19 protein-coding genes are annotated in these 20,889 nt (G+C 46.2%); 14 read left to right on the top strand and 5 right to left on the bottom strand.

From position 1 onward, the window contains the following. Window positions 1–8: 8 nt before the first annotated feature. The 4 genes from egtB to CWI81_RS08510 are packed head-to-tail and all read left to right on the top strand — an operon-like array spanning window position 9 to window position 3,376. Window positions 9–1,286: an ergothioneine biosynthesis protein EgtB gene (gene egtB, locus CWI81_RS08525; protein WP_126784878.1), complete on the top strand. Its 1,278-nt coding sequence runs from the start codon at window positions 9–11 to the stop codon at window positions 1,284–1,286. 19 nt (window positions 1,287–1,305) lie between these two features. Then, window positions 1,306–2,241 (top strand): L-histidine N(alpha)-methyltransferase, encoded by a 936-nt coding sequence (egtD, locus tag CWI81_RS08520; protein ID WP_241970401.1) that lies wholly within the window; start codon window positions 1,306–1,308, stop codon window positions 2,239–2,241. A 12-nt stretch (window positions 2,242–2,253) separates the two neighbouring features. After that, entirely contained in the window at window positions 2,254–3,048 is a 795-nt protein-coding gene (locus tag CWI81_RS08515; protein ID WP_126784876.1) for a PhzF family phenazine biosynthesis protein, read from the top strand. Beyond that, a complete protein-coding gene (locus CWI81_RS08510) occupies window positions 3,038–3,376 on the top strand; it encodes a zinc ribbon domain-containing protein (protein ID WP_126784875.1) in 339 nt (112 codons plus the stop codon). Before CWI81_RS08515 ends, CWI81_RS08510 begins: the two co-directional genes overlap by 11 nt. A gap of 23 nt (window positions 3,377–3,399) precedes the next feature. Here the strand turns inward: CWI81_RS08510 and CWI81_RS08505 are convergent, their stop codons facing one another. Further along, window positions 3,400–4,050 carry a cupin domain-containing protein gene (locus CWI81_RS08505; protein WP_126784874.1) on the bottom strand — a complete coding sequence of 217 codons (651 nt, stop codon included), beginning with the start codon at window positions 4,048–4,050 and terminating at the stop codon, window positions 3,400–3,402. Window positions 4,051–4,140: 90 nt separating this feature from the next. On the opposite strand from CWI81_RS08505, the gene CWI81_RS08500 reads away from it, so the two are divergent. The 5 genes from CWI81_RS08500 (at window position 4,141) to CWI81_RS08480 (ending at window position 8,603) form a co-directional block, all read left to right on the top strand. Continuing rightward, window positions 4,141–4,332 (top strand): YgaP family membrane protein, encoded by a 192-nt coding sequence (locus tag CWI81_RS08500; protein ID WP_241970400.1) that lies wholly within the window; start codon window positions 4,141–4,143, stop codon window positions 4,330–4,332. Window positions 4,333–4,334: 2 nt separating this feature from the next. Beyond that, the gene (gene trxC, locus CWI81_RS08495; RefSeq protein WP_126784872.1) at window positions 4,335–4,766 is read left to right on the top strand and encodes a thioredoxin TrxC; all 432 of its coding nucleotides are present in this window, start codon (window positions 4,335–4,337) and stop codon (window positions 4,764–4,766) included. 104 nt (window positions 4,767–4,870) lie between these two features. Beyond that, window positions 4,871–6,955 (top strand): TonB-dependent receptor, encoded by a 2,085-nt coding sequence (locus CWI81_RS08490; protein WP_241970399.1) that lies wholly within the window; start codon window positions 4,871–4,873, stop codon window positions 6,953–6,955. Window positions 6,956–6,990: 35 nt separating this feature from the next. Beyond that, complete coding sequence (locus CWI81_RS08485) at window positions 6,991–8,058, top strand: ATP-binding protein (protein ID WP_126784870.1); 1,068 nt, start codon at window positions 6,991–6,993, stop codon at window positions 8,056–8,058. Then, entirely contained in the window at window positions 8,055–8,603 is a 549-nt protein-coding gene (locus CWI81_RS08480; protein WP_126784869.1) for a response regulator transcription factor, read from the top strand. The genes CWI81_RS08485 and CWI81_RS08480 overlap by 4 nt, the downstream gene beginning before the upstream one ends. An 81-nt stretch (window positions 8,604–8,684) precedes the next feature. Here the strand turns inward: CWI81_RS08480 and CWI81_RS08475 are convergent, their stop codons facing one another. Further along, window positions 8,685–10,292 (bottom strand): ABC-F family ATPase, encoded by a 1,608-nt coding sequence (locus CWI81_RS08475; protein WP_126784868.1) that lies wholly within the window; start codon window positions 10,290–10,292, stop codon window positions 8,685–8,687. Between the two features lie 96 nt (window positions 10,293–10,388). After that, on the bottom strand, window positions 10,389–12,293 hold the full coding sequence (locus CWI81_RS08470) for a diguanylate cyclase (RefSeq protein ID WP_126784867.1): 1,905 nt from the start codon (window positions 12,291–12,293) through the stop codon (window positions 10,389–10,391). Between the two features lie 257 nt (window positions 12,294–12,550). Here CWI81_RS08470 and CWI81_RS08465 point away from each other — a divergent pair, with 257 nt between their 5' ends. Beyond that, window positions 12,551–14,584: a sensor domain-containing protein gene (locus CWI81_RS08465; protein ID WP_126784866.1), complete on the top strand. Its 2,034-nt coding sequence runs from the start codon at window positions 12,551–12,553 to the stop codon at window positions 14,582–14,584. Here CWI81_RS08465 and CWI81_RS08460 read toward each other — a convergent pair. Together CWI81_RS08460 and CWI81_RS08455 are read right to left on the bottom strand one after the other, a co-directional pair. Further along, entirely contained in the window at window positions 14,579–15,577 is a 999-nt protein-coding gene (locus CWI81_RS08460) for an NADP-dependent oxidoreductase (protein WP_126784865.1), read from the bottom strand. The genes CWI81_RS08465 and CWI81_RS08460 overlap by 6 nt on opposite strands. Before the next feature lie 23 nt (window positions 15,578–15,600). After that, on the bottom strand, window positions 15,601–16,338 hold the full coding sequence (locus CWI81_RS08455) for an SDR family oxidoreductase (protein ID WP_126784864.1): 738 nt from the start codon (window positions 16,336–16,338) through the stop codon (window positions 15,601–15,603). Window positions 16,339–16,501: 163 nt separating this feature from the next. On the opposite strand from CWI81_RS08455, the gene CWI81_RS08450 reads away from it, so the two are divergent. From CWI81_RS08450 to CWI81_RS08435, 4 genes are all read left to right on the top strand, one after another. After that, entirely contained in the window at window positions 16,502–18,655 is a 2,154-nt protein-coding gene (locus CWI81_RS08450; RefSeq protein WP_241970398.1) for a TonB-dependent siderophore receptor, read from the top strand. 3 nt (window positions 18,656–18,658) lie between these two features. After that, window positions 18,659–19,768 (top strand): PepSY-associated TM helix domain-containing protein, encoded by a 1,110-nt coding sequence (locus tag CWI81_RS08445; RefSeq protein ID WP_126784863.1) that lies wholly within the window; start codon window positions 18,659–18,661, stop codon window positions 19,766–19,768. A gap of 100 nt (window positions 19,769–19,868) precedes the next feature. Then, on the top strand, window positions 19,869–20,168 hold the full coding sequence (locus CWI81_RS08440) for a sll1863 family stress response protein (protein WP_126784862.1): 300 nt from the start codon (window positions 19,869–19,871) through the stop codon (window positions 20,166–20,168). 36 nt (window positions 20,169–20,204) lie between these two features. Next, on the top strand, window positions 20,205–20,882 hold the full coding sequence (locus tag CWI81_RS08435) for an SDR family oxidoreductase (protein WP_126784861.1): 678 nt from the start codon (window positions 20,205–20,207) through the stop codon (window positions 20,880–20,882). Window positions 20,883–20,889 lie beyond the last annotated feature (7 nt).

The following is a 20,889-nucleotide window of genomic DNA, read 5'->3' as shown; positions in this document are numbered from 1 at the left end:
GTTAAAAAATGGGAGATATCGCTCAGCTTCAAGAAAAATCTGGCTTAGCTAAAGACACTTTGAAGCACGACTATCTGTGTGTACGCGCACAAACCATGAAATTGATCGCTTCGCTAAGTGCTGAAGATATGATGTTGCAGTCGATGCCTGATGCAAGTCCGGTTAAATGGCATTTAGCGCATACAACCTGGTTTTTCGAAACGTTTTTGCTGCAGCCTCATTTGGAGGGCTACAAACCGTATGACAAGGCCTATCAATATTTATTCAACTCTTACTATGAAACGGTGGGTGAGCGTCATCCCCGACCCCAGCGAGGCCTGCTATCGAGACCGTCGTTAGAAGAGATTGTTGATTATCGACAGTATGTTGATGACGCCATGAACTTGTTATTGCATGCGCCGAGTGCTGAAATCGAAACAGGTGTTACTATTGGGCTGCACCACGAGATGCAACATCAGGAGCTGATACAAACCGATATTAAACATGCTTTATCACTAAACCCTCATGCGCTGCCGCTAGATCCTGAAGGCTCAATGCACTCAGGCAATTCTGAACGCCTTAAAGCGGCTGAGTTTCTTCATTTTAAAGGTGGTTTATCCTTTGCTGGTACTGATGCCGAGTCGTCCTTTGCTTATGACTGTGAACAGCCAAAGCATCAGGTTTTCGTGCCCGAGTTTAGCTTGTGCGAGCGCTTGGTCACCAATAAAGAGTGGTTAGACTTCATGGCCGATGATGGCTATAAGCGTCCTAAACTATGGCTTTCGGACGGCTGGGCCATGGCGCAGCAGGAAGGTTGGCAGGCGCCGTTATATTGGCATCGGGAAGATGGGCAATGGCTCACGATCACTCATCAGCGGCGGCAGCCTTTAGATCTAAATGCTCCGGTTTGTCATATTAGCTATTACGAAGCAGACGCTTTTGCCCGCTGGCGCGGTTGCCGTTTACCGACTGAGTTTGAGTGGGAACATGCTGCAAAGTCGGAAGAGTGCCGTGGTCACTTTTTGGAGCAAGGATATTCCTTGCCGCAGCCGGCAACTGGGAAAAAAGGACTTAAGCAAATGTTTGGTGATGCCTGGGAATGGACGCAGAGTCCGTTTACACCTTATCCGGGTTTCAAAACTCCTGAGGGAGCCTTAGCAGAATATAACGGCAAATTCATGGCAAACCAGTGGGTATTGCGAGGTGGTTCATGCGCCACCGCTAAACAACAAATGCGCTCGACGTACCGAAACTTCTGTTATGCGCATCAACGTTGGCAATTTAGCAGTCTGCGTTTGGCTAAATAAAGTAAAAACTGGGAGCTCTATGAACCAAGGTTTTTTGCAAGATGTTCTTGCAGGATTGCGACTGTCTCAAAAAGCGCTATCGCCAAAATACTTTTACGATGAGCAAGGGTCTGAGTATTTTGACCAGATTTGTCAGCTAGAAGAATACTACCCTTATCGTACTGAGCTAGCGCTGCTTCCTGACGTCGCTCAGGAGCTCAATCAGTTTTTTACACAACATTCTCTCGATAATGTTCAGCTGGTAGAGTTTGGTGCTGGGTCACTGCACAAAGTAAAACCGTTACTGCAAGAGTTGCCGATGGTGAGAGAATTTGTTGCGCTCGATATATCGGGCGAGCATCTAAAAAGAGCGTCGGCCGACCTTGCCCAATCGTTTCCGCAGATAGAGATTAAGGTTGCTCAAGGAGACTTTACAAAGCCGATACGGCTCGAGCTTTCCGAAGCCACTTCAATCGGTTTTTTCCCGGGGTCGACTATTGGCAACTTCGAGCCTAAAGAAGCTGTCGACTTTTTACGTAATGCGCGTACCACGCTCGGCAAAGATAGTTATATGTTATTGGGAGTGGATACCAAAAAAGACCGGCAAATGCTTGAGCGTGCTTACAACGACAGTAAAGATATTACAGCTCATTTTAATAAAAACATTTTGGCGAGGATGAACCGCGAGCTTGATGCGGATTTTAATTTAGATCAGTTCCGGCATGTTGCCGTCTATAACCAGAAGCTAGGGCGTATAGAAATGCATTTACGCAGTCTTGTTCAGCAAGAGGTGACAATTGCCGGCGAAGCAATTCTGTTCGACCAGGATGAAACCATCCATACCGAGAACTCTTATAAATACCACCCCGAAGAATTTGAGCAATTGGCAAGCTCTGCTGGCTGGCAAGGCGAAAAAACCTGGCTGGCGCCGGACGGAATCTTTGCGATTATGTTGTTACGTAATGCTGGGGGATAACCGGTGCCTGCTATGCAAGAACTTTGCACTGCCGATGTTTTTTATGGTCCGAAAGCGTCCGGCAACCGGCACTACATAGCTTATCGTGGGGCATCAGCTTGGTCTGACGTCCCTAAGGAATACCAGCAAGTTCCAAATTTAATACTGATGAGTGGCGAGCCGGGAGCGTTTAAGGCTGAGTTTTTAAATGGTGGCAGGCCAGTACAACGGTGCGGTTCCGGTAACCTTGCGGTTGCAGCGTTTATAAACGATCAGCTAACCGATAGCCCTTCTAACGAGTTGCTATTGACCCCTGCGGGTAAGGTTAAACTGGGCTTTGATCATCGGTCCGCTTATTACTTCGATAAACCCTTAGCACAGCGACCACTGCGTAATTTAGGGTTTTGGCGACGATTGGTTCGTCAGCCTGTCATTAACGGTTGTTACTGTGGTGGTCGTAACGATTATGTGCTGCTTGAAGTTGGCCAGTCACTGACTAAATTTAAGTTAAATAGCGGTGTATTATGTCGTTTTAGCCAACGCGCACTAATTTTGGTATACCGACCGCCATCAGGCGAGCTGCAATTGCGTTACTTCGCGCCGCAATACGGACCCGCTGAGGATGCAGCCACCGGTTCGGCCAGTGTTCAGGCAGTGGCTTATCTCAGACGCCAGTATCCGCAGTATTACGGACATCAGCGGATTGTGATTAAACAGTGTTCACCCGCCGGTGGTTGGTTATATCTGAAGAGATACCGGCAGTACGAGTTGGTAAGAGGGCGAACAAATTTAGCAATGAAAACAGGCAGGAGCTTTTATGGTATTTGAGAAGTGTCCCAAGTGTGAAGATCAGGTGTTGGATAATAACTACAGCTGTCCCGCCTGTGGCTACGTAAAAAGTGAAAAAGCCGAAGAAAAAGAGCAGCATAACCAACCCGGAGAAACCAACATTACCACTGAAAACACCTCAAAAAGTTTGCAGGTGCAGGGCGTTATTTCGATTATTCTGCTTGCCATTGGTGTGGTCTGGTTTTTTCTGACAGCTGACGAATATCGGCAACGTGACGAGATAAATATCGTTGCCCTGATTATGTTTGTTGGCGGCCTTTTTTGGTACATCATTACGCGTTTTAGAATATGGCGTGAGCATAAGTAACACTGCTGTGCCAGAATTTATCGCTAATCGGGAAGATGTCCGGTTTTCACCCAAATGATGGTCTCTTCATCAACGAAGGGGTGGTGAGTACTCATATGCGGACTGCGCATCCAGGTGCCTGTGGGGTAGCGGCCGCGTTCATCACAGAATTCACCCGACAGAACCAGTATTTCTTCGCCTCCCATATGTCGGTGTGGTTTAAAAACCTCCCTGGCAGGCCACTTTACCAGTGCAACATGCTCGGTACCGTGGCTATGCAGTGGCATAACCTGTAAGTCACCCTGGCCCGGTAGCCACTTAGCCGTATTGGTATTAATCCGCACCGTTCTTGAGTCGTCGGGTTGGAACTGGTGAAGTTTGACCAGCAATTTGCAGCCATTAAGACTAAATGGCGCATGGGCGGTACCGGGAGGATTTCGGATGTAAGTTCCTGCTGGGTAATCCCCGTTTTCATCGGAAAAAACACCATCAAGCACCAAGATTTCTTCACCCAATGGGTGCTGGTGCGTTTTAAACGAAGCGCCAGGTTTATACTCTACGATGCTTGTCGCTCTGCCGCGCTCTGCTTCTTCACGTTCTAACAGCTTACGACGAACTCCTGCCGCAGGACTATCAATCCAGGGTTGTTCAGCCGTTTTTATGATCACTCTTTGAGAAAAGTCTAAATTTAGCATTGAATAAATCTTTAATTAATTAAAAGCAGTACTACAATTACGTAAAAAGCATAATTTATAGTTCACATTGTTTATTAAAGGAGCATTATCATGGCAAATGTAGGTGGTATTGATCGCATTTTGCGAGCGATTTTGGGTATCGCTCTGATCGTTTGGTCAGTGCAGGCTGGTAACTTTTGGTGGATCCTGGGTGCGGTGATACTGGGGACGTCAGTGTTTAAATTCTGTTTACTTTACAAGTTGATTGGGGCTTCAACCGATAAACCAAAAGGAAGTGCTTGAGCATGGCCGAAAACATAGTTGTGGCATGTCCTGCATGCCACAAGAAAAATCGCATACCGGTTGCAAAACGAGAAGCTGGCGCTGTTTGTGGGCAATGCAAATCAACATTGTTTAACGGTGATGTAATTGTCGTGAATAGCGACCAGTTTCGTGCTCACCAAACGGCCGAGCTTCCGCTGGTGATTGATTTTTGGGCGAGTTGGTGCGGACCTTGCCAGCAATATGGGCCCCACTATGAGCAAGCTGCAAAGCAGATGCCGTACGATGCTCAGTTTTTGAAAATAAGCACAGAAACAGAGCCTCACTTAGCTCAGCAATATGCGGTACGGAGTATTCCGACAACTTTACTGATTAAAAACGGACAAGAAGTTACCAGGCAGGCTGGTGTCATGTCGGCAAGCCAGTTGCAACAGTGGGTAGCAAAAAACAGTTAGGTAGAGCAGGGTAAGCGTTATTCTCGCTGCGACAATTTGCCACGTTATGGTGATGACGGTGACTCCTTATAATGCAGTCGCATCTATACAAAAGGACGTTACCTATGAAGTTAGCACCGTTGTCGACCTTGTTTGCAATAGCAATGCCTGTGAGCTCTGTTGCTTGGGCTGAACCAGTTGAAATTATTAAAATACGTGGTGAAAAGGTACCCGCACTGATAGAAATGGGTGGCGTTGATGAATTGTTACGTCAACAGGGCGTGGACTTTTCCGCGGCCGGCGGGGTATCTGCATTACCTGTAATGAGGGGCATGATGGGGGATAGGATTAAGGTCCTGATTGATGGCGCCGAGATCACTGCTTCTTGTGCTAATCAAATGAACCCCCCACTTTCTTATGTTGCTGCTGGACAGGTGCAAAGCGCCCAAGTCATCGCTGGGGTTACCCCAGTTAGTATGGGCGGCGATAATATTGCGGGGGTTATTACCTTGAATACCATGTCACCGAGGTTCGGTAATACCGAGGACATGACCTGGCTTGAGGGCGTTATTTTGGGAGCTTATAGCAGCAATGACAAGGCACAAACCTATAGCCTAAAAACGCGATTGGCAAATGACTCATTTAGCTTGGCTTATAATGGTTCATTTGAAGACGCTGAGAGCTATGAAGATGGGGACGGCAATAAGGTACTCGATACCTTGTATCGCGCGCAAAACCACAGTGTTACCGTCGCTGGGAAAAGTGAGCAGCAGCAATTGGCAGTAAAAGTATCTTACCAGTCGATACCCTTCCAGGGGTATCCGAATCAATATATGGACATGACCAATAACGAAAGCTTCGGGTTGACTGCGCTTTATCAAAGAGAATTTGATTCGACTGAATTTGAGGGCCAGCTCAATTGGCAACAGGTTAACCACCAAATGGGCTTTTTCACCGACGAAAAGCCCGGCAAGATGCCCATGGAAACCGAAGCGGATGATTACAGCTACCAGTTGCGCTGGAATATAAATCTATCGAGTAATCATCAGGTGCGTATTGGTCAAGAGCTGTATCATTATCGCCTTGATGATTGGTGGCCAGCAGTGCCGGATTCAATGATGATGGGGCCTAATGACTACATTAATATAAATAATGGAGTGCGTCAGCGTATTACCGGTTACCTTGAGTCTGAACGCATGTGGTCAGGTGGTTGGCAAACTTCGGCCGGTGTGCGGATTGAACAGATACGGACCGATGCAGATAAAGTGCGGCCCTATAACGCAATGCCCAATGTCATGGGAATGCCGAACCTTGACTCTGAAGCAGCTGCTGACTTTAATCAGGCAGACCGTAAACAGACTGACTTGGTGGTTGATGCTTCGGTTATGGCAAGCCATCAAATAAATCGTGAAAATACCTTAAGTATTGGCTTGGCCCGCAAAAATCGAGCGCCCAATTTATATGAACGCTACTCCTGGGGCAGAGGCACTATGGCGAGCACAATGATTGGTTGGTTCGGCGATGGTAACGGTTATATCGGGCGTATTGATTTAAAACCGGAAACGGCTCACACCCTGAGTGTAAGTTACAAAAAAGAGAGTGTTGACCAGCATTTTAGCGTTGAAGTGACACCTTATTATACTCACGTAAACGACTATATCGATGCAGAGGTAGTAAGAAGCTTCAGCCGGTCAGACGAAGCAAACGGGCAACGAAATATCTTACAGTTTGCCAACTTAGACGCGAAACTTGTCGGACTAGACGCGGCAATGAGCTCGACGCTGCTACAACATCCTAATTATGGTGATTGGCAGCTCAATGGCAAATTTTCTTTAACCAAGGGTGAGCGTGTAGATACCGGCACACCTCTGTACCAAATTAGTCCGTTGACGATAGATTTAGGTATTGAGCACCAATTGGGAAATTTCAGTAACCACTTAACCTGGGAGTGGGCGGGAGAAAAAGACGATGTCGATCTGCGGCGCTTGGAAAATGAAACCGGTAGCTACGCAATTATTACCGCTGGCACCCGTTGGCGTCACGAGCGGCTCATGTTATCGCTCGAAGTCACAAACTTACTTGACGATTATTATGAACAGCCGTTGGGAGGGATCAGTGTCGCTGAATTCAAATCAGATAATGCACAAGATTTTAAGCAGCTTTCCGGACCGGGGCGCTCTATAAACTTGGCGGTAGGTTATGCATTCTAGTGCCTTAAAAAAGGTTCTTTAACCAGGATACGTTTATGTCATTGCTGCTGATCTTGTTATACCGGCGCTCAGTCCGTCTAGCTCCTTGGCTTGTGGGGCTAATGCTGGTGATAGATGTGATCGCACTGAACAGTGTTATTGCAATCTATGGTGCTGCCAGCAATCCCTTTAATGCGGTTCTGCTGATTCCTGTGGTGCTTGCATTTACGGTACTTCCGCTGGTGTATGCGGGGGGTGTACTTCTGATAAGTGCAGCTGCGCAAGGCATTCAGTTGTTACTACTGCCGCTGCACTACCACGTTTCAGGTATGGAAGAACACTATTACTCAATGGTGATTAGCTTCGTGATAACGAGCGGTCTAGTGTCATTGGTTATCAGCTATTTCAGGTATCAGCTAACACAGCGAGAGCAGGCTATTCGCCAGTTAAGGGAGCGCCAATTACGCGATGAGCAGTTGCTTGCAATTGGTACGGCAGCGGCTCAGTTGGCGCATGAGGTTGCTACGCCAGCTCAGTCTTTGCGTTTGCTACTTGAGGAAGCTCAGGAACAACAACCTAGTCCGGCCTGGTTACAACCGATTGTTGAACAGTTTTCACGTATTGAGGAACATTTGCGAAGCTGGCGGCGTATTGCTGACGATGTTCGGGAGCAGCGAATGTCTGTTTATTTTGCGGGTAATATTTGCCAAACCTTGCAACATATTATTAGTTTAAATCGTCCTGAAGCGAACGTTGTGTGGGAGCAACAGAGCCTGAAAAGTCAGGCTAAGGTTTATGCCGATGCCACCTTAGTGCCTGCGCTTTCTAGTATTGTTATGAACGGTTGTGATGCAGCGAACGGGGAGAGCACACCTGTCTTGGTGACTATAGCTACTAATCTCAAAGAGTTTAACTTAACAATTAAGAATAACAAAAAAACAATGGATGAAGAGCAGTTAGCCTGGTTGGGTACGCGTGTTAGTGCAAGTGAAAAAGGATTTGGCGTGGGAGCAGTGGTGAGTAATGCAACTATCGAAAAGTTCGGTGGTTCGGTCAGCTGGCAGTTACAGGGTGAACACATCGTTACAAAGGTAATTTTGCCTTTAGCGGAGAGTGACGAATGAGTTCAGTCGTTATTATTATCGATGACGATACTACGTTTCGTGATGTTCTTCAGCGTCGCTTGAGCCAGCAAACGTCTTATTATGTCCTGGCCTTTGATAACGAGTGCGCGGCGTTAAGAGAATCAGTCGACAGTGTGCATGCTATTTTTTTGGATATGCGCTTAGCGGATAGTTCGGGGTTGGATGCAATTGCTCGACTACGCGAGCAATTTAACCCGCGACACCTAATCATGCTTACCGGATATGCGAGCATAGCAACTTCGGTAGAAGCCATGCGCCGCGGAGCCACTGATTACCTGGCGAAACCTGTAGGACTGTCAGAGCTATTACAGCGAATCTCTCATCACGACTGCACTAAAGAAAAACAAGGTAGCGCACTGGGTCACACTCCTATGACGCCCGCGCAGGTAGAATGGGAGCATATCCAGCGTGTGTTACTTACTTACGAAGGCAATATTAGTGCGGCAGCGAAGGCGTTGGGTATGCACCGCAGAACCTTACAGAGGAAACTGAAGAAATTTTCGCCCTACGGTCGGGCCAACTAGAGAGTGGTTATAACTGAGTGGGATTAACGTAACCCTCTATCGCTGATACAAGCAGCTAATAGAGGGTTTTCATAGTAATGCTTAGTTACTGATCGTCTTGACCCCGTTGTTCTGGCGCAGGTATTCGTCGTAAGTGCCAGAGAAATTGCGCATTCCCTGGTCTGTAAGCTCTATAATTCGAGAGGCCAATGACGAGACAAACTCGCGGTCATGGCTGACAAACAACAAAGTTCCGTCGTAGTGTTCGAGCGCCAGGTTAAGGGCTTCTATAGACTCCATATCTAAGTGGTTGGTGGGCTCGTCCATAATTAATACGTTAGGGCGTTGCATAATCAATTTACCAAAGATCATTCGGCCTTTTTCGCCACCGGATAAAATCGTTACCGGCTTTTTAATGTCATCTTGTGAAAATAACATGCGACCTAATACTCCACGTACTGCCTGATCATCGTGGTGTGGTTGTCGCCACTGGCTCATCCAGTCAAATACACTTATTTTATCTTTAAACCAGTCGGCGTGATCCTGCGCATAGTAGCCAATACTGACGTTTTCTGACCATTTAATTAGCCCACTATCAACGCTATGTTGGCCAACTAAGGATTTCAGCAACGTGGTTTTACCAATGCCGTTAGGGCCCAAAATAGCGACTTTTTCGCCGACTTCGATCATCGCACTGACGTTGTTTAACACGTGCAAATCATCAAACGACTTATTGACGTTCTCCATTTCTAATGCCAGTCGGTAAAGCTTTTTCTCTTGTTCAAAGCGAATATACGGGCTAACACGGCTCGACGCTTTTACTTCAGACAGTTCAATTTTTTCGATTTGCCGCGCACGAGAGGTTGCTTGCTTTGCTTTTGATGCATTGGCGGAGAAGCGGCTGACAAATTGTTGCAGTTCGGCTATTTTTTCTTTCTTTCTGTTGTTTTCATTAAGCAGCTGTTCGCGGGCTTGAGTTGCTGCGAACATATATTGATCGTAGTTACCCGGGTAAACCCTAAGCTCACCGTAATCAATGTCGGCCATATGAGTACAAACACTGTTTAAGAAGTGCCGATCGTGCGAAATAATAATCATGGTAGCCTGGCGTTCGTTAAGAACATTTTCTAACCACTGAATAGTATTGATATCCAGGTTGTTGGTGGGCTCGTCCAGTAACATGATGTCGGGCTCAGAAAATAGCACCTGTGCCAGCAATACCCGTAACTTCATGCCCGGAGCAATGTCACTCATCAAACCGAAATGAGACTCTAATGGTATTCCTACACCTAGCAGGAGTTCACCGGCTCGCGACTCAGCGGTATAACCATCAAGCTCTGCAAACTCGACTTCCAGATCCGCTACGCGCATGCCATCTTCCTCGCTCATCTCGGAGAGGCCATAGATGCGGTCGCGCTCTGATTTAACCTGCCATAGCTGTTCATGGCCCATGATTACTGCATCAATGACACTGTATTGCTCATAGGCAAACTGGTCCTGGCGCAACTTACCCACGCGCATGTTGGGTTCAATCGATACATTACCGGCTGATGGCTCCTGTTCACCACTGAGAATTCGCATAAACGTAGATTTGCCGCAGCCATTTGCGCCAATCAGACCGTATCTATTCCCTTCGCCAAATTTAACAGAGATATTTTCGAAAAGAGGTTTTGCACCAAATTGCATGGTGATGTTTGCAGCAGAAATCACTATTGAGCACCCGAACAAAAAATAGGCGCGTAATCTACGTGTTTTAGCGACAGATTACAAAGAAAGTTTCAGTAATCGTAAATATCCTGATGGCTTTTATGAGTGTCCGACGCAAACACGATTTCTGCCACTGTGTTTGGCCTCGTATAGTTTTTTGTCTGCCCGCTGGATCGCATGCTCGGGTGAATCGTCTGCTACGATAGGAGCGGCACCGGCACTTATTGTTAGTACTCCGGTGTCGGTCTGGCCATATCGATGTTCAATAGCTAGTTTTACGATGCCGTCGAGAACTTCATTTAAAAGCTTTTTAATGTCATCCACATGTTTTTCAAAGATAATGATGGCGAACTCCTCGCCTCCGTATCGGTATGTGTTAAACGCGGTATTACTTTTTAAATAAGCGGCAATTTTTTTCAATGCCTGATCACCAGCTTCATGCCCGTAATTGTCGTTATAGGGTTTAAAGCTATCAATATCAAATAATACTAGATAGGGGCTCAAGTCGCTTTCTTGCGTTGCCGCGAGTAAATCACGATCAAACGCCCGGCGATTAAGCAATCCTGTTAAGCCGTCCATATGTGCTAACGCATCTAGTTTTTGATTGGCTGTAGCTAGCTCTGCAGTTCTAATTGCGACCTGCTTTTCTAAGTCGTGTTGAGCGGTAATAAATCGTGATGCCATCGTTTTAAATGCATTCAGAGCCTGCTTTACCTCTCCTTTTGCATTTATGTTGGCGGCTTCCTCATGCAAAGCATCCTGGTAGTTTTTTTCACCCATTAACGAGGCTACCTTGGCAACCGCATGCAGTGGTCGAGACACTTCCTTTGTCACTAGCCAATAAACCATCAACAGTATAATGACTACAAGGGCAGTACCGGCAGCAACAAGTTTTATGGGTAATGCAAGAGCTTCTTTTTGTATCTCTGCGAGTGGGTAAAGTGTCACATACCACCAGTTAGGCCCATCTATTTTATTAATAATCACTAGTTTATCGTTGCCTTCAAGCTCTAGGTTATTCGGTAATGTTGATATATCTTGTTCAGCGATTATTTTGCTAACCGTTTGATAAGTCGGCTCTTGATAACTGTCTGGGGTTAGCTTTGCGCTTTCTGCCATTGCCTCCGCTGATAAATTAGAAGCGGCAATTAAATGGCCCTCTGTATTTAACACCATGTGCTCTGCACTAGAGCGATTTTTTGATGTTAAATCAGTAAGTAATCGATCTAAGGTAATATCGAAACTGGCATTAACCAAGTGCTGACCATTTATATCAACAGGGCGCTGATAGGTGATGGTCCATTCATCGACCGATATATCATGGTAAAGCCCAGTCCAGTTGGGTTCTCTCTTCGGATTTTCGGTGGTTAGCGTTGATTTTACTACTGAGAAATCCGTAATAACTAACTTTTCGTCGGCTAGTAGCCCCCAAGGCTTGGTTTTGGAGTAAAGTATCAACACGTTTTCAGGCATCGAAAAGTGGCTATTAGCAACGTGATTCTGCCACCCTGGACCCAATGCGTTTAAGGTGTATTGAGCTGCAATAGTTCTTATTTTTAATTCGTCGCTAATGGGCTGCGAGCGAGGACCTAAAAAAGCGGATAAATGTTTAAAATATTGATCGCCGAACTGAATCCCCGCATTAAACTTGGGGCTTAAACGCACGACTCCAGGTGATGTTGTCTGATACCAACTGTCAAACTTTTGCAGACTTTGTTGTTGGTTGTCTCGCATAACTTGATAGCGCAACAAAAACTGTTGTTCGAGAACTTCGGCGCGCTGCTCGACTTGGCTAAATCGACGTTGATTGTGCTTTAGCGTTAAAGCAATTTCTTCTTGTAGGCTATCAATGACTTGGCGATGAGCGCTTTGGTAGGTGATGATAAAAGTAATTGCCGAAGCAATTAGTACAATAGAAATAGCCCAAGAGCTAATTTTTATTAACAGGGCTGTTGTTAACCTTTCCTTGCGATGCAGTCGTCTATTGCTTTTGCGTCTTTCCATTTGACTAAGCTTACGAGTTAGAATGAGTATTTCAGTTTATAAAAAAAATGACTAAAGCAACACTACTTGTATAATAAAAAAATAAAGTACTACACTGAATCTCGTTTTGTTATTTGGCAGTAAGTACTTGACGGAAGCAAGTAATAAAGACCAGGGGATAGGTTTGGCTAGGAAAGCAGCAGCGTGGTTAGGTCAAAGTAATAGAGTGAGGCTCTCGCTATCGGCGCAACCTATGTATCGCGTGATGGGAGCTCAACATGTTTGAAAAGATTGCAGCTTTGACGCCGGGAGCATTTTATCGGTTTCAGGTTAGTCCGGATGGTAAATCTCGGTTTACCCATTTAGGCCTCGGAATAGAGGACTTTACCGGGGTTAGCCGCGATCTCATTATCGAAAATGAAAATGCTTTGTTTGATCTTATTCCACGCAGCTACGAAGCTGAGATGCAGCAATTAATTCAGGAATCTTATCAAAACCTGAGTGAGTTTTGCTTTGTTTTTCCAGTCATTAAAGCCTCAGGTGAAGAGCTGTGGTTAGAAGCTCGTTCATACCCAGAACGCCAACATGACGGGGTGGTGGTATGGACCGGTTTCGTCTATGACGTTAGCCGGCGGGAAAACGCTAATAACGAGCTCAGAGAATATAGCAATACAGCGGACAAAATCCTCGACAATATTCTTGATGCCATTTTTACCACCGACGAGGGTGGTGTCATCTTATTTGCAAACTCGGCTGCGCAAAAGCTACTGGATTTTTCTCAGGAACAATTGCTGGGCAAAAACATTAGCAGCATCATGCCGGCGCATCATCAAGCAAATCATGACAGCTACATTCAACGTTACATAGAAACTGGTAGTGCCCAGATTATTGGCAGCATGCTGAATGTTGAAGTGGTCGACCGACAGCATCAAGTAATCCCTGTCGAGCTGCGTATTTGTGAATACTTTCAAGAAGGTCAACGGAGGTTTATGGGAACGCTCCGTGATTTGCGGCCTAATATAGAAAGACAACAAGAACTACAATCTTTACGCGATTCCGATTCAATGACTGGAATGCTTAATCGAAATGCTTTATTAGTCGAATTAGGGGCCTTAGTCGACGATTACGCTGCAACTCAAGCAGAAAGCCATGCATTAATTTGTCTTGATATCGATGATTTCACCTTGATCAACGAGGGTTTTGGCGTAGATGCAGGAGATAAGGTGCTGACCCAGGTAGGCGGGAGATTAGCTTCGTTATCTCATGTAACTGCAGCGCGAGTCCAAGAAGACGAGTTTGCGGTACTGATTAAAAATATTTCCGACAAACGACAGCTTCTCAATGAGTTTAATCAAATCAAACAAACACTAGAACAAGTTATATCCTTTGAAAACGAGCGAATTTCATTTTCAATTTCTGCTGGTGGATGCATTGTAGATGGCCCCAAGAGTAATGCTTTAGAAATACTGCATAACACCCAAAGTGCGCTGAGTCGGTCAAAAGTGCGAAACCGCGGCGAGCTAACAATTTATGAGCCGGAAATTGGCGATAATTACCGGCTTTCTGCGCAAATTGATCAAAAACTTAAATCCCCCGAACTACTATCTGAGCTGTTTTTAATGTTTCAGCCTCAGTATCAGGCTGGGGGGCAGCTTATTGGCTACGAAGCGCTATTACGCTGGAAGTCGGGCACCGAAATGATTGCGCCTGATGAATTTATTCCAATCGCCGAACATAATGGTACGATTTTAAAGATAGGTAGCTGGCTGCTCGATCAGGCATGTGACTTTATTGAATGGATGTCGGCAAGGGCGGATCATGAATCGGTGCGGTTATCGATAAATATTAGCCCACTACAATTTAGACAAACGCAGTTCGTGGATGAAATACTCGATAAGCTGAGACAGCGAGACATTGACCCTAAGCGTCTGCATTTAGAGCTGACGGAACAGCTATTGGTCGATAGTACCGAAGATGTCTCTGCGAAAATGGCCGCGTTAAACATGGCTGGCATTACTTTTTCGCTGGATGATTTCGGCACCGGCTATTCTTCTATGCGCTACCTGGCTCAACTCCCGCTGAGCGAACTAAAAATTGATAAAAGCTTTATTCAGGGGCTGGAACGAACTAGCTCCAACTACCAAATAGTTGAAGCTATATTATTGCTGTCTTACGGGCTAGGCCTCACTGTTATTGCGGAAGGGGTAGAGACTAGCTCTGAGCTTACTACCCTACAGGCAATGGGCTGTGTTTATTATCAAGGGTACTACTTTTCCAAACCTCAACGCTTGGAAGACCTGGAAAAACTATAGTTTCACCATTAATTTACCTTGGTTACCGCCAGTGAAAAACAGGTTTAACCCATCAATGGCCGACTCAAGTCCTTCCAGCACATGTGCTCGGTATTTAACCTGACCTTCCATAACGTAAGGGGTGAGCTTAGCCAGTAAACTTGGAATCTCGTCAAAATGATCGGGCATGGTAAAGCCCTGAATGGTCAAACGTTTTTTGATGATAGGAATCCAGTTTGGGCCCGGATCGGGAACTTGCTTACCGTAATCAGCGATCATTCCGCAGACAACCACTCGACCATGGGCATTCATACGTTCGAAAACCAAGTGTTGAATGGGTCCTCCGGTGTTTTCAAAGTATAAATCGATGCCGTCAGGAGTCAATTTGGTTAACTGATCATGCAGATCACCTTCTTTGTAATTAATAGCTCCGTCAAAACCGAGCTCATTAACGATCCAGTTGGCCTTTTCGTCGCTACCAACGACCCCGATAACGGTTAAACCTTCAGCTTTTGCCAGCTGCCCAACAATTGAACCAACCGAGCCTGCGGCTCCGGTCACAACAAGCGTTTCTCCTTGTTGTGGCTTTCCTACATTAAATAGCCCCTGAGTAGCTGTTAAGCCGGGCAGTGCGAATACTGACAACACTGTTTCATCGGGAACGTCAGCCTCCACTTTGTTGATGCCCTGACCATTACTAAGAGCGTATTCCTGCCAGCCCATCATTCCCATTACCCGGTCACCAACGGCGAAATCAGGGTGGTTGCTCTCAACCACTTGGCCAACACCAGAACTGCGCATTACAGATCCCAGTTCAACAGGCGGTATATAGCTTTCTGTATCAGGACTCATCCAGCCAAACATGGCAGGATCTAACGACATATGGGTTTGCTTAATGAGTATTTCGTTGTCACCGACGGGCGGAAGCTCCTTTTCCACCACGTCGAATATCTCCTCGGTGATTGGACCAGGCTGTGGTCGTTTCACCAAGTTAATCGCTTTGTATGTGTTCATTCTGTTCCTTGCTTATTTGGCAATTAAAGTTCTTGTTTGGTCGGTCGAATAATCATTTCGTTTACATCAACCTCACCCGGTTGTTCAATGGCAAAGGTAATAGCTCGAGCTATTGCGTCTGAGTCAATTGCGTCGTTGTATAAGTCGTCTGCCATCTCTTTTGAGTCTTTATGACTAATATGGTCAGTCAGCTCGGTGGCAACGGCGCCTGGAGAAATATTGGTTGACCGAATTTCACCATTAGACTCCTGACGAATGCCTTCGCTAATAGCTTTAACGGCATACTTAGTAGCACAGTAGACCGTTGCTCCAGGGAACACAACATGACCTGCTACAGACGATAAGTTAATAATATGCCCACTATGTTGTTCGCGCATTGTTGGCAATACGGCACCAACGCCGTACATCACACCTTTAATGTTAACGTCAATCATTTGATCCCATTCGTCGACTTTAAGCTCGTCTAACGGCGCAAGAGGCATTAAACCTGCATTATTAACCAACACATCAATGCGGCCAAACTGTTCTCGAGCCGCCTTCGCCAGTGCTTCTACTTGTTCACGTTTGGCTACATCAACTGTTTTGTAAATGGCTTCGCCACCTTGTTGCTTAATCTCGCCAACCAACTCCTTTAAACGCTCTTCACGACGAGCACCCAGAACCAGTTTTGCGCCTTTTGCCGCTAACATTTTCGCCGAGGCTTCTCCGAGCCCGCTACTGGCACCTGTAATAATGACTACTTTTCCTGCTACGTCAGACATTGTGTTCTCCGTTAATGATTCATCGTGCCCGTTAATACGTTTATGTAGCGAATTGGATTGCCGGCACAAATAAAGTATCCAAAAATTGGTATTGCGAATTACTCTCATTTGTATTATCGTTTGCGCCAACTTGAATTGCTTCGATTACTAACAGAGGTTGCTCGTGAACAAGCTGTCTAAAATTGCATTATCATTAACTTTGGCAGGACTGCCACTAACCCTTGCCGCCGAGGAGTTTCAGGACACCGATAAGGTGATGGAGAGACTAAAGGTAACCGGTCAACAGCAAGAGGGGTATCGCAGCTCCTCAGCGGAAGGTGCTACTAAGCTGGGTTTGACGCTGAAAGAAACACCCCAAACGGTGACCGTGATTACTCGTCAGCAAATAGAAGACTTTGGGCTGGACGATATTAACTCTGTGGTAGAAAGTGCCGCAGCAGTCAACGTTGAGAATGTAGAGACCGACCGCGTGTATTATACCTCTCGGGGGTTTGAGCTTAATAACTTCCAGGTTGACGGTTTAGGTTTGCCTTTGGTCAACAATAATACCCATGGCCGTATCGATACTGCTTTATATGAGCGGGTCGAAGTTATTCATGGTGCTAATGGCATTATGACGGGTGTCGGTAGTCCGGCGGCGACCATTAATATGGTTCGCAAGCGCCCGACCTCCGATACCCAAGTGAGCCTGCAAGGAAAGCTGGGCTCATGGAATCAAAAGCGGGTTGAGATCGATGCTTCAGGCAAACTAAGCCAACGTACTCGCGGGCGAGTGGTTGCTGCGTTAGATAACGGTGAGTCTTACCTCGACCGGTACGAAAATGACACCAAGGTGTTCTATGCCGTAGCAGATTTCGCCTTGACGGATAATGCGCTCGTTACGGTTGGTCACAGCGAGCATGAAAGTCATACCGACGGTAATATGTGGGGCGCGTTAACTCTGTATTATGGTGATGGCACCCCGACAAACTACCACGAATCAACGAACGTAGCTGCGGATTGGTCAGAATGGAAAGTAAGTGAAAGCCGCAGTTTTGTTGATTTAGAGGCAGCGCTTAGTGATAACTGGACGTTGCGTGCAGCATACAACCGAGTAAGAACAGACGAAGATAGCTTATTGTTTTACACATATTTGGCCGATGCGGGAGTTGGGCTGGACCCTGAAACCGGCTTGGGTCTAATCGGCTACGGCAGTGAATACGATCTTGATGATAAGCAGGATATGCTGGATGTCTATGCCAGTGGTAGCTTTAGCGCCTGGGGACAATTACATGATGTGGTAGTGGGTGCTAACTACTCGCGACTTGATTACGTTGACTCGTCAGTTTACGACTACCATACAGGCAATGGATTTCCAGTAATGCCTGCGCTGAATGAATGGGATGGTGATACGCCTTTACCAGAGTTTACCGATAGTCAGGCTGGTAGTGTTATAGATAATACGCAAAAAGCGGTTTACGCCCAAGCTCGGCTCTCGTTGACTGACGATTTAAAGCTATTAGTAGGAGGCCGTTATAACGACTTCGAAACTGATGGGGTAGGTTATGGTGTTGATCAGTCTCGAGACGACGCGCAGTTCATCCCTTATTTTGGCGTGACTTATGATGTTTCGGACTCGTTAACTACTTACGCGTCTTATACCGAAACCTTTTTGGCTCAGACCGAGCGTAATCGTAACTTCGAGCGTTTGGAGCCACTAACCGGTAAAAATTCAGAGCTTGGAATTAAGGCTGATTTATTTAACCAGCGTGCACTTTTGAGCTTAGCGTATTTCCACATCGAGCAAGAGAACCTGGCGGTAAGTGACGGCGATGTCATCAACCCGCAAACTGGTGTGCCAGAGCCGGTTTATCGCGCTGCTGATGGCGTCAGTAGTGATGGTATAGAGCTTGAACTTGCTGGTGAAATTATCGAAGGTTTGCAAGGCAGTGCTTCTGCAACGGTGTTCGATGTTGACGGCGATTCTTTGGTAGAAGATTACACAGCAGAGAAGCTGTTCCGTTCATCATTGACCTATCAGCTACCAACGATGCCTGAACTTAAGATCGGAGCTACTTATCAATGGCAAGATGCAACGTCGCGAGTGCAGGGAACGGTTGGTGATATGTACGAAAATGCCGGCGAAACCATTATTACCCGTCAATCTGCCTATGGCTTGCTAGGATTAATGGCCAGCTACAAGGTTAACGACCATTTAAGTTTTCGTGTCAACGGGTATAACGTGACCGACGAAAAGTACCTGAATAGCTTGTATTGGGCGCAAGGTTTTTATGGCGCACCTGCTAATTATTCAGCCACAGTAACTTATACGTTTTAAAACATGAAAAAGCAGCTTCATAAAATTCATGGTTGGACCGGGATCATTCTTATGATCCCGTTTCTTGTTGTATGCCTTACCGGCAGCATTGTTGTCTTTAAAACCGAAATTGATGCATGGCTCATGGAAGGCGTGGCAACGGTAGATGCTCAAGGCAGAGACCGACAGTCCTACGATGCATTAAAAGACAGTATTAACCAGCAGTTGCCTGACTACGAGATTGGTAGTTGGGAAATCTTCCCACCGGGTCACACGGAAGCTGATCGTGTTTTTGTTATCAAAGAAGGCACTGACAGCTGGTATAAGGCCCACCTGAACCCTTATACCGGCGAATTACAAAGCCAACCGAAAGAGTCTGGACACTACCTAACTGACTGGCTGGTTGAGCTGCACTATACGCTGTTGTTGAACGATATAGACGGTCTTGATGAACAGCTGGGTGTTATTATCAGCTTTTTACTTGCCGTATTTTTGGTTTTTATGGGCGTTTCGGGGCTAATTATTTATCGGCGATTTTGGGCGCGACTGTTTACATTGCGTTGGAATCAGCGTCTGTTGGTGGTATTCAGTGACCTGCATAAAATGGGGGGCACGCTAGCTTCCCCTGTGCTCTTGGTAATTGGCATTACTGGCGGTTACTACAGCGGCCTCATATACTATGAAGAGTGGAAAGAGCACAGTGCCGGCGAAGAGCATCACATAATGCAGGATAGGCTCTACTCGGATTCGGTTGATATCGACCGATTGGTTGAGCAAAGCAAACAGCGGCTAGATGGCTTTAAACCAACCTATCTCCTGTTTCCGTTTGAACCTGACTTGCCTTTTACTGTTTTTGGGCGGGCTCCAACAGCTAATCCCTTATTGAGTAACTATGGCAGTGTGGTGAACTTCGATTCGCAAAGCGGTGAGTATCAAAGTACTTATAATTTAAACGAACAAGGGCTGCTGGCTAAAACGCTGGACAGCACCCGGCGTTTACACTTTGGGACTTTCGCAGGAATGACAACCAAAGTTATTTGGGCAGTGGTTGGTGTGATTCCTTTACTATTGGCTATAACCGGCGGGTACCTATGGTGGCAGCGACGGTCAAAGAGATCGCGTAGAAAACGTTAGCTTAAATAGTCAACTGCGCCTACCAAGTGATCAAATTCCACGATTTATCCTTATTAAATAGCGTAGGCACTTGCTAAATCAGCGAACTCTGGAGGTAAGTATGAGCCACAAGAACGATGATAAAGACGCATTTGAGAAAAAGCATCAAGCAAAAATTGATGAGATGAAAGCAGAAATTGACCGGTTGAAAGCCAAAGCAAGACAGGCAGAGGCAGAGTCTCAGGTCAAGTATGAGCAAAAAATCAAAGAACTCGAAACGTTGAAAGATGAAGCTGAAGAGCGACTTGATAGCCTTAAGAAATCGAGCAAAGATGCCTGGTCGGATATTAGTGGTGGGCTTGAGTCAGCCACTCAGTCGTTAGCAACGGCGATAAAGGCAGCGAGTAAAGAGTTTAAATAGCTGGATGATTTTTAATCTGGCAAAAAAGGAGACAGTATGTCTAAGGTTGTATTGATTACTGGAGCCTCAAGCGGTATCGGTAAGGCAACTGCAAAAAAGGCCGCAGCTGAAGGCCACCGGCTGATCTTAACTGCGCGGCGCAAAGAGCTATTCGATGAATTAATTAACGAGTTTGGTAGCGATAAAGCAATTGGCGTCGCAGCCGATGCCGGGAGCTACGACGAGCTTCAGCAAGTGGTAGAGCAAGGCGTAGAAAAATTTGGTCAGTTAGATGCGGTGTTTGCAAACGCCGGGACAGGTGTGTCGAGCGCAGGGACCGAAGATGGCGATCCCGGCGAGTGGAAATCCATGATCGATGTAAACATTAACGGGTTGCTTTATACGGCTAAGTTGACCCTGCCCCACTTGCGCAAAACCACCGGGCATTTTTTAATGACCGGTTCAGCTGCAGGCAGAATCACCTTGAAAGGCTCTGTTTATGGAGCAACTAAATGGTTTGTACACGGTTTCGCGCAAAACCTGGCAGAAGAGATGAAAGAATGGAATGGCCGGTGTACGACAATAGCGCCGGGTATGGTCAACACCCCCTTCTTTGATGAGCCTAAGCCCGACAAGCTTGATCCTGATGATGTGGCTGATGCAGTTCTCTATGCGTTATCGGCAAACCCAAGAAATTGTGTGCGTGAAGTATTCTTAATGCCTGCTTATAACTAGTGCTCCA

It is taken from the genome of Idiomarina seosinensis, from assembly GCF_003987275.1.
In the GTDB taxonomy this organism is placed as follows: Bacteria; Pseudomonadota; Gammaproteobacteria; order Enterobacterales; family Alteromonadaceae; genus Idiomarina; species Idiomarina seosinensis.
Note: the sequence above shows the minus strand (reverse complement) of the source record. Positions and strands in the feature narration are given on the sequence as shown.